Source organism: Saccharopolyspora sp. NPDC002686 (genome assembly GCF_040295745.1).
GTDB classification, from domain to species: Bacteria; Actinomycetota; Actinomycetes; order Mycobacteriales; family Pseudonocardiaceae; genus Saccharopolyspora; species Saccharopolyspora oryzae.
The window spans coordinates 1-8,392 of the sequence record NZ_JBEOVY010000336.1; the positions used below are offsets into that span (position 1 = coordinate 1).

The following is an 8,392-nucleotide window of genomic DNA, read 5'->3' on the forward strand; positions in this document are numbered from 1 at the left end:
CCCGGTCCCATTCCGAACCCGGTAGCTAAGCTCCCCAGCGCTGATGGTACTGCACTCGACAGGGTGTGGGAGAGTAAGACACCGCCGACACACTAATTGAGAAGGGCCTCGTTCCCTCTGGATTCGTCCAGGGGAACGGGGCCCTTCTTCTATCCCCAGAACCTTTAGCCGGCCGCAGTCGCCGACGAGCACCGGGGTTGTGGCCGTGCTTACAGTCCTGGGTGTGGATGCTTCGAAGCTCACCGACGGTCAGCGCGCTCTGAAACCCCGGAGTCGCGAGGTCACCGAGGGAATGGAGAGGGCCGCGGCGCGCGGGATGCTGCGCGCGGTCGGCATGCAGGACGACGACTTCGCCAAGCCGCAGATCGGGGTGGCGTCCTCCTGGAACGAGATCACCCCGTGCAACCTGTCCCTGCAGCGGCTCGGGCGTGCGGCCAAGGACGGGGTGCACGCGGCCGGCGGATTCCCGATGGAGTTCGGCACCATCTCGGTGTCCGACGGCATTTCGATGGGGCACGTCGGCATGCACTACTCCCTGGTGTCCCGGGAGATCATCGCCGATTCGGTCGAGACCGTGGTGGAGGCCGAGCGGCTGGACGGCACGGTGCTGCTCGCGGGCTGCGACAAGAGCCTGCCGGGGATGCTGATGGCGGCAGCCCGGCTCGACCTCGCCTCGGTGTTCGTCTACGCCGGCTCCATCCTGCCCGGTCGGGTGGACGACCGGGAGGTGACGATCATCGATGCTTTCGAGGCGGTCGGGGCTTGCGCCCGAGGCCTGATCTCCCGGGCCGAGGTGGACCGCATCGAGCGGGCCATCTGCCCGGGTGAAGGCGCGTGCGGTGGGATGTACACCGCGAACACCATGGCGTGCGCGGCTGAAGCGCTGGGCATGTCGATGCCGGGTTCGGCGAGCCCGCCTTCGGTGGACCGGCGCCGTGATGCGAGCGCGCGGGCTGCCGGGCGCGCGGTGATCGGCATGCTGGAGAACGGGCTGACGGCCCGGCGGATCCTGACCAAGCAGGCCTTCGAGAACGCGATCGCGGTGGTGATGGCCTTCGGCGGCTCGACCAATGCCGTGCTGCACCTGCTCGCGATCGCCCGAGAAGCCGGCGTCGACCTGGCGCTGGACGACTTCGACAGGATCGGTGACCGGGTGCCGCACCTCGCGGACGTCAAGCCGTTCGGTCGGTACGTGATGTCCGCGGTCGACCGCATCGGTGGTGTTCCGGTGGTGATGAAGGCACTGCTGGACGCGGGACTGCTGAACGGGGACTGCCTGACGGTGACCGGGCGGACGGTCGCGGAGAACCTGGCCGAGCTGCAGCCCCCGGGGCTGGACGGCGAGGTGCTGCACCAGATGTCGAACCCGATCCACCCGACCGGCGGGCTGACGATCCTCCGCGGTTCGCTGGCCCCCGATGGCGCGGTGGTGAAGAGCGCAGGGTTCGACTCCGAGCGGTTCGACGGGACGGCGCGGGTCTTCGACGGTGAGCAGGGCGCGATGGACGCGGTCGAGGACGGCTCGCTCAAGCCCGGTGACGTGGTCGTCATCCGGTACGAGGGGCCGCGCGGAGGTCCTGGGATGCGGGAGATGCTCGCGGTGACCGGTGCGATCAAGGGAGCCGGTCTCGGCAAGGACGTCCTGCTGGTGACCGATGGCAGGTTCTCCGGCGGTACGACGGGGTTGTGCATCGGGCACGTGGCGCCGGAAGCCACCGACGGCGGACCGATCGCGCTGGTGCAGGACGGCGATCCGATCAGACTCGATCTCGCTGCCCGCACCCTGGACCTGCTGGTGGACGAGGCGGAGCTCCGGCGGCGGCGCGAGCGCTGGACGCCACCGGAACCCCGCTTCCGCCACGGCGTTCTCGGCAAGTACGCGAAGCTGGTCGGCTCCGCGGCCGAAGGCGCGGTGTGCGGTTGAACCGGCTGCAGCAGGTCAGTCCCAGGAGAGGGATGCCCCGGACTGGTACTCGATGACCCGGGTCTCGAAGAAGTTCTTCTCCTTCTTCAGGTCCATCGCCTCCGACATCCACGGGAACGGGTTCTCCGCCTCCGGGAACACCGGCTCCAGGCCGAGCTGGTCGCACCGGCGGTTGGTGATGAAGTGCATGTACTGGGCGCACAGATCGGCGTTGATGCCCAGGATGCCGCGGGGCATGGTGTCCCGGCCGTAGGCGATCTCGAGCTCGCAGGCCTCGGTGAGCATCTGGCGGACCTCGGCCTGGAACTCCGGGGTCCACAGGTGCGGGTTCTCCAGCTTGATCTGGTTGATGCAGTCGATGCCGAAGTTCAGGTGGATCGACTCGTCGCGCAGGATGTACTGGTACTGCTCGGCGATGCCGACCATCTTGTTCCGCCGGCCCAGCGCCAGGATCTGCGCGAAACCGGTGTAGAACCACATGCCTTCGAAGATGACGTAGAACGCGACCAGGTCGCGCAGGAAGGCCTGGTCGGCCTCGGTGGTGCCGGTCGCGAAGTCCGGGTCCTCCAGGCTCTGGGTGTACTGCAGCGCCCAGGCGTCCTTGTCGGAGATCGACGGGATCTCCCGGTACATGTTGAACAGCTCGCCCTCGTCGAGGCCGAGGCTCTCGCAGATGTACTGGAAGGTGTGCGTGTGCACGGCTTCCTCGAAGGCCTGGCGCAGCAGGTACTGGCGGCATTCGGGGTTGGTGATGTGCCGGTAGACCGCGAGCACGATGTTGTTGGCGACCAGGGATTCCGCGGTGGCGAAGAACCCGAGGTTGCGCTTGAGCATCAGCCGTTCGTCGTCGCTGAGCCCGTCGGTGGACTTCCACAGCGCGATGTCGGCCTGCATCGAGATCTCGGTGGGCATCCAGTGGTTGTTGCAGCCGGCGAGGTACTTCTCCCACGCCCAGCCGTACTTCAGCGGCAGCAGCTGGTTGACGTCGGCGCGGGCGTTGATCATCGCCTTCTCGCTGACGTCGACGCGCCCGCCGGAGCGGTCGATCTCGCCGAGACCGGCGGAGGTGGAGGGGGACTGCAGGGAGGTCATGCTGTGGTGCTCCAGGGGTTTTCGTTCGTGCAGTGCGGTCCGCGCGCCCCGGGTCCCCGCAATTTCAATGGAAATCGGGGGTGCGATTTCCATTGAAATTGCGGGTGGGACCCGGGGTGGGGCGTCACTGGCAGGCTTCGCAGTCCGGGTCCTCGATGGAGCAGGCGGCTCCGGTCGAGGTGGTGGGGACCGTGGTCGGGACGGCGTTGAGCTTGCCGTCGGTGCCGCGCAGGGTGCTCTTCTCCACGTGGGTCGCGCTGGTGGAGCGCAGGTAGTACGTGGTCTTGAGGCCCTTGCGCCAGGCCAGCCGGTACAGCTCGTCGAGCTTGCGGCCGCTGGGGGCGGCGACGTAGAGGTTCAGCGACTGGGCCTGGTCGATCCACTTCTGCCGGCGCGCGGCGGCGTCGACCAGCCAGTGCGGCTCGATCTCGAACGCGGTGGCGTAGAGCTCCTTGAGCTCCTGCGGGATCCGGTCGATCGGCAGCAGGCTGCCGTCGTGGAACTTCAGGTCGGCGACCATCGCCTCGTCCCACAGGCCGGCGCGCTTGAGGTCGGCGACCAGGTGCGGGTTGACCACGGTGAAGTCGCCGGACATGTTCGCCTTGACGTACAGGTTCCGGTAGACCGGCTCGATCGACTGGTTGACGCCGCAGATGTTGGCGATCGTCGCGGTCGGCGCGATGGCCATCACGTTGGAGTTGCGCATCCCGTCGCGGACCACGCGTTCCCGCAGCTCCGCCCAGTCCATCGTGGACGAGCGGTCCAGGTCGACGTCACCGCCGCGGGCTTCGGCGAGCAGTTCCAGCGAGTCGATGGGCAGCACGCCCTTGCTCCACAGCGAGCCGTCGAAGGTCTCGTAGCGGCCGCGCTCGGCGGCCAGCCTGCTGGAGGCGCTGATCGCGTGGTAGCTGATCAGCTCCATGCTGCGGTCCGCGAACTCCACTGCTTCCGGCGTCGACGGCGCGATGCGCTGCACGAACAGCGCGTCGGCGAAGCCCATCAGCCCCAGCCCGATCGGCCGGTGCCGCATGTTGGACCGGCGGGCCTCCGGGATCGTGTAGAAGTTGATGTCGATGACGTTGTCCAGCATCCGGACCGCGGTGCGGGTGGTGCGCTCCAGGCGCTCGGCGTCGATCCCGCCGGCCGTGACGTGGTGGGCCAGGTTGATCGAGCCGAGGTTGCACACCGCGACCTCGTCGACGCTGGTGTTCAGGGTGATCTCGGTGCACAGGTTCGAGGAGTGCACCACGCCCGAGTGCTGCTGCGGCGAACGCAGGTTGCACGGGTCCTTGAAGGTGATCCACGGGTGGCCGGTCTCGAACAGCATGGTCAGCATCCGCCGCCACAGCTCGACCGCGCGGACCCGCTTGAACACCGCGATCTCGCCGCGGTCGGCGGCCTGCTCGTAGGCGCGGTAGCGCTCGGCGAACGCCGTGCCGTAGAGGTCGTGCAGGTCCGGGGTCTCGTCGGGGGAGAACAGCGTCCACTGCTCGTCGGCCTCGACGCGGCGCAGGAACTCGTCGGGCACCCAGTTCGCGGTGTTCATGTCGTGGGTGCGGCGCCGGTCGTCACCGGTGTTCTTGCGCAGGTCGAGGAATTCCTCGACGTCGATGTGCCAGGTCTCCAGGTAGGCGCAGACCGCGCCCTTGCGCTTGCCGCCCTGGTTGACCGCCACCGCGGTGTCGTTGGCGATCTTCAGGAACGGCACCACGCCCTGCGACTTGCCGTTGGTGCCCTTGATGTGCGCGCCGATGCCGCGCACCGGCGTCCAGTCGTTGCCGAGGCCGCCGGCGTACTTCGACAGCAGCGCGTTGTTGCTGATCGAGTGGAAGATGCCGGACAGGTCGTCGTCCACCGTGGTGAGGAAGCACGAGGACAGCTGGGGACGGGTGGTGCCTGCGTTGAACAGCGTCGGCGTCGAGCACATGAAGTCGAACGACGACAGCAGCTGGTAGAACTCGATCGCGCGGGCTTCGCGGTCGTCCTCGCGCAGCGCCAGGCCCATCGCGACCCGCATGAAGAAGGCCTGCGGCAGCTCGAAGCGCACACCGCCCTCGTGCAGGAAGTACCGGTCGTAGAGGGTCTGCAGACCCAGGAAGCCGAACTCCAGGTCGCGCTCGGGCTCCAGCGCGCTGCCCAGCCGGTCCAGGTCGAAGTCCGCCAGCTCCGGGTCCAGCTGTTCGAGCGCCACCCCCCGGCGCACGTACTCGGCGAAGTGCTCGGCGTAGTCCGAGTCCGGCTCCGCGCCGAGGAACTCCAGCGCTTCGCGGCGCATCCGGTTCAGCAGCAGGCGGGCGGTGACCTGCGAGTAGTTCGGTTCGGTCTCGATCAGGGTGCGGGCAGCCATGATCTGGGCCAGCGAGAGCTCGTCGTCGCTGATCCCCGCGTAGCCGGTGCGCCGCACTTCGTCGAGCACTGCTTCCGCGGACACGCCGGACAATCCGGCGCAGGCCTGGTGGACCGCGGTCGACACCTCGGTCCAGTCGTTGAGTGTGGCCGTCACTGGCTCTCTCCCCTCGCGAGCTCTGCGGACCTCGAGCGCGCGCGAGAAGACCAGGGCGGCAGGCGCCGCCGATCGTCCACGCGAACCCGCCCTCGAGGCCCCGGACAGCACGCCTTGTCGCGTGCACCGGTGGCAGGTCTTCGGACTCACGGGCGGCCTACTGGTCGTGGCTTCCCAGGCGTTGGCCCAGTGCTCTACCCGTCGCCCGGGATGGGCGGTCGGGTCACGACGGTCGTTCCCGTTCACCGCTGCGGGGCAGTCCCGGATTCGCACCGGGTTCCCTCTTGCCTCACCAGATCGCTCTGGCGAACCACCAGCGATCGACACACTACATGTTGGGTTTGTGGCTGATGTGAACGGGCAGATATCGGCGTGTTGTGCTCCCCGGTCGGGTGGCAGAGACTGGCGACCGGAGCCTGCCGAAAGGGGTTGCCCGTGGACGAGGCGCAGCTGCGGTCGTTGTTGGAGGAGCTGACCGCGGCGGAGAAGGCCCGGCTGCTGACCGGTGCCGGCTTCTGGACGCTGCATCCTATGCCGAAGGTCGGACTGCGCTTGATGGTGCTCTCCGACGGCCCGAACGGGGTGCGCGGAACGGAGTGGGACGAGCGCGACACGTCGCTGCTGCTGCCGGTCGCGTCCGCGCTGGGGGCCACTTGGGACCGGGCGGCGGCGCGGACCGCGGGCGAGCTGTTCGGCGACGAGGCGCGGCGGCGCGGTGTGCACGTGGTGCTCGCGCCGACGGTGAACGTGCACCGGAGTCCGTTCGGCGGCAGGCACTTCGAGAACTTCTCCGAGGATCCGCTGCTGATCGGGGAGCTCGGCGCGGAGGTCGTCTCGGGCGTCCAGTCGCGCGGGGTGGCGGCGACGGCGAAGCACTTCGTCGCCAACGACACCGAGACCGAACGGCTCAGCTACGACGCGGTGGTCGACGAGCGGACGTTGCGCGAGGTCTACCTGAAACCGTTCGAGCGGATCGTGTCGAAGGCCGGTCCGTGGGTGGTGATGGCGGCCTACAACTCGGTCAACGGGCAGACGATGACGGAGAACTCGCCGCTGGTCAACGACGTGCTCAAGGGCGAGTGGGGGTGGGACGGCGTGGTGGTGTCGGACTGGTTCGCCACCCGCTCGCTGCGCGGTGCCGCGCTGGGCGGGTTGGACCTGGCGATGCCGGGGCCGAAGAGCCCGTGGGCCGACGGGAAGCTCGCGAAGGCAGTGCAGCAGGGCGAAGTTCCGGCCGAGGTGCTCGACGACAAGGTCCTGCGGTTGCTCCGGTTGGCTTCCCGCGTCGGGGCTTTCGAGGATTCCGAGCCAGGTGGCGGCGCGCCGCCGGAGGAAGCCCGGCCGATCGTCCGCGATCTCGCGACCCGCGGATTCGTGCTGCTGCGCAACGAACCCGTCGGTGGGGCGCCGGTGCTGCCGATCGACCCGAAGGTGTCCAAAGTGGCCGTGATCGGGGAGAACGCGACGATTCCCGCCGTGCAGGGCGGAGGTTCGTCGCACGTCAGCCCGCCGCACGTGGTGACGCCGCTGGCCGGGCTGCGGGCTGCGCTGCCGGACGCGCAGGTGGTCTACCAGCGCGGGGTTCGGCACCGGCGGTTGCTGGACGTGCTCGCGCCGGACGAGGTGGCCGATCCGGACGGGGGAGGTGCCGGGATCCGCGTCGATTTCCTCGGCGCGGACGGGGAAGTGCTCGGCAGCGAGCTCCGCGGCACCGATCGGCTGCTGTGGATGTCCGGCCTGCCGCACGGGGCGAAGTCGTTGCGGTTGCGGGCGAAGGTGAGCGCAGAACTCGGCGAGCACGTGTTCGGGGTGAGCGGCACCGGGCACTTCCGGGCCGAGGTCTCGGGCCGCGAGGTGCTGGCGGCGGACGTGGCGCGCACGTCGGGTGTCGACGACCCGCTGGCGGACATGCTGGAACCGCCGGAGCAGCGGTTCAACGTCGTGCTGGTGGATTCGGACCTGGACGCGTCGGGGCGGATGGCGTTGACCGTGGAGTTCACCCCGGAGAGCACCGAGGGCCTGGTGTCGGTCGGGCTCGGCCACCGGGCGCGGGAGTGGGACGACGCGAGCGAGCTCGCCGCGGCGCTCGCAGTCGCCCGGGATGCTGATGTCGCGGTGGTGGTGGTCGGCACGAACGACGAGGTCGAGACCGAGGGGCGGGACCGGAGCTCGCTGGATCTGCCGGGCGTGCAGGACGAACTGGTCCGCGAGGTGCTGGCGGTGAACCCGAACACCGTGGTGGTGGTCAACGCCGGAGCGCCGGTGCTGATGCCGTGGAGCGGGGAGGTCCCGGCGGTGCTGTGGACGTGGTTCGGCAGCCAGGAGTACGGCGACGCGCTCGCGGACGTCCTGCTGGGGCAGGCGGAACCAGGTGGCCGGTTGCCGACGACCTTCCCGGCGGCGCTGGCCGACGTCCCGGTGCCGCTGCCCGCGGTGCAGCCGGTGGACGGCGAACTCCGCTACGACGAGGGAACTTCGGTCGGCTACCGGGCCTACCTGGATCGCGGTGCGACGCCGGCGTTCCACTTCGGACACGGGCTCGGGTACACCACGTGGGAGTACCTGGAAGCCGCGGTCGACGGCGACGTGGTGCGGGTGAAGCTGCGCAACACCGGTGACCGGGCCGGCCGCGAAGTCGTCCAGGTCTACGCCGCGGATCCGCTGCGCCTGGCGGGTTTCGCCGTCGTCGAGGCCGAAGCGGGCGCGGAGGTCGCCGTGGACGTGGACGTCGAACCGGGCTCCGACGAGCTCCGCGTCGGCCGCAGCATCGCCGACCTCCGGCTGATCGCTCCGCGCTGATCCGCCGCGATTTCAATGGAAATCGGACCAGCCAATTACAATTAAATAGCAAAACCCCCCCCCCCCCCCCCGAA

At 69.1% G+C, this 8,392-nt stretch carries 3 protein-coding genes, 1 rRNA gene, 1 pseudogene and 1 riboswitch; of the genes and pseudogenes, 3 read left to right on the forward strand and 2 right to left on the reverse strand.

The window, feature by feature from the left end:
- Window positions 1-90 (forward strand): 5S ribosomal RNA (gene rrf, locus ABTZ89_RS31430); the annotation flags it as partial.
- A 133-nt stretch (window positions 91-223) separates the two neighbouring features.
- Complete coding sequence (ilvD, locus tag ABTZ89_RS31435; protein ID WP_351051539.1) at window positions 224-1,924, forward strand: dihydroxy-acid dehydratase; 1,701 nt, start codon at window positions 224-226, stop codon at window positions 1,922-1,924.
- A gap of 15 nt (window positions 1,925-1,939) precedes the next feature.
- Here the strand turns inward: ilvD and ABTZ89_RS31440 are convergent, their stop codons facing one another.
- Together ABTZ89_RS31440 and ABTZ89_RS31445 are read right to left on the reverse strand one after the other, a co-directional pair.
- On the reverse strand, window positions 1,940-3,109 hold the full coding sequence (locus ABTZ89_RS31440; protein WP_351051542.1) for a ribonucleotide-diphosphate reductase subunit beta: 1,170 nt from the start codon (window positions 3,107-3,109) through the stop codon (window positions 1,940-1,942).
- A 31-nt stretch (window positions 3,110-3,140) separates the two neighbouring features.
- A pseudogene (locus tag ABTZ89_RS31445) lies at window positions 3,141-5,651 on the reverse strand (ribonucleoside-diphosphate reductase subunit alpha); the annotation flags it as partial.
- Window positions 5,634-5,849, reverse strand: a riboswitch (cobalamin riboswitch). Its footprint overlaps the pseudogene before it by 18 nt.
- A 105-nt stretch (window positions 5,850-5,954) precedes the next feature.
- Between ABTZ89_RS31445 and ABTZ89_RS31450 the strand changes: the two are divergent.
- Window positions 5,955-8,318 (forward strand): glycoside hydrolase family 3 protein, encoded by a 2,364-nt coding sequence (locus tag ABTZ89_RS31450; RefSeq protein WP_351051548.1) that lies wholly within the window; start codon window positions 5,955-5,957, stop codon window positions 8,316-8,318.
- Window positions 8,319-8,392 lie beyond the last annotated feature (74 nt).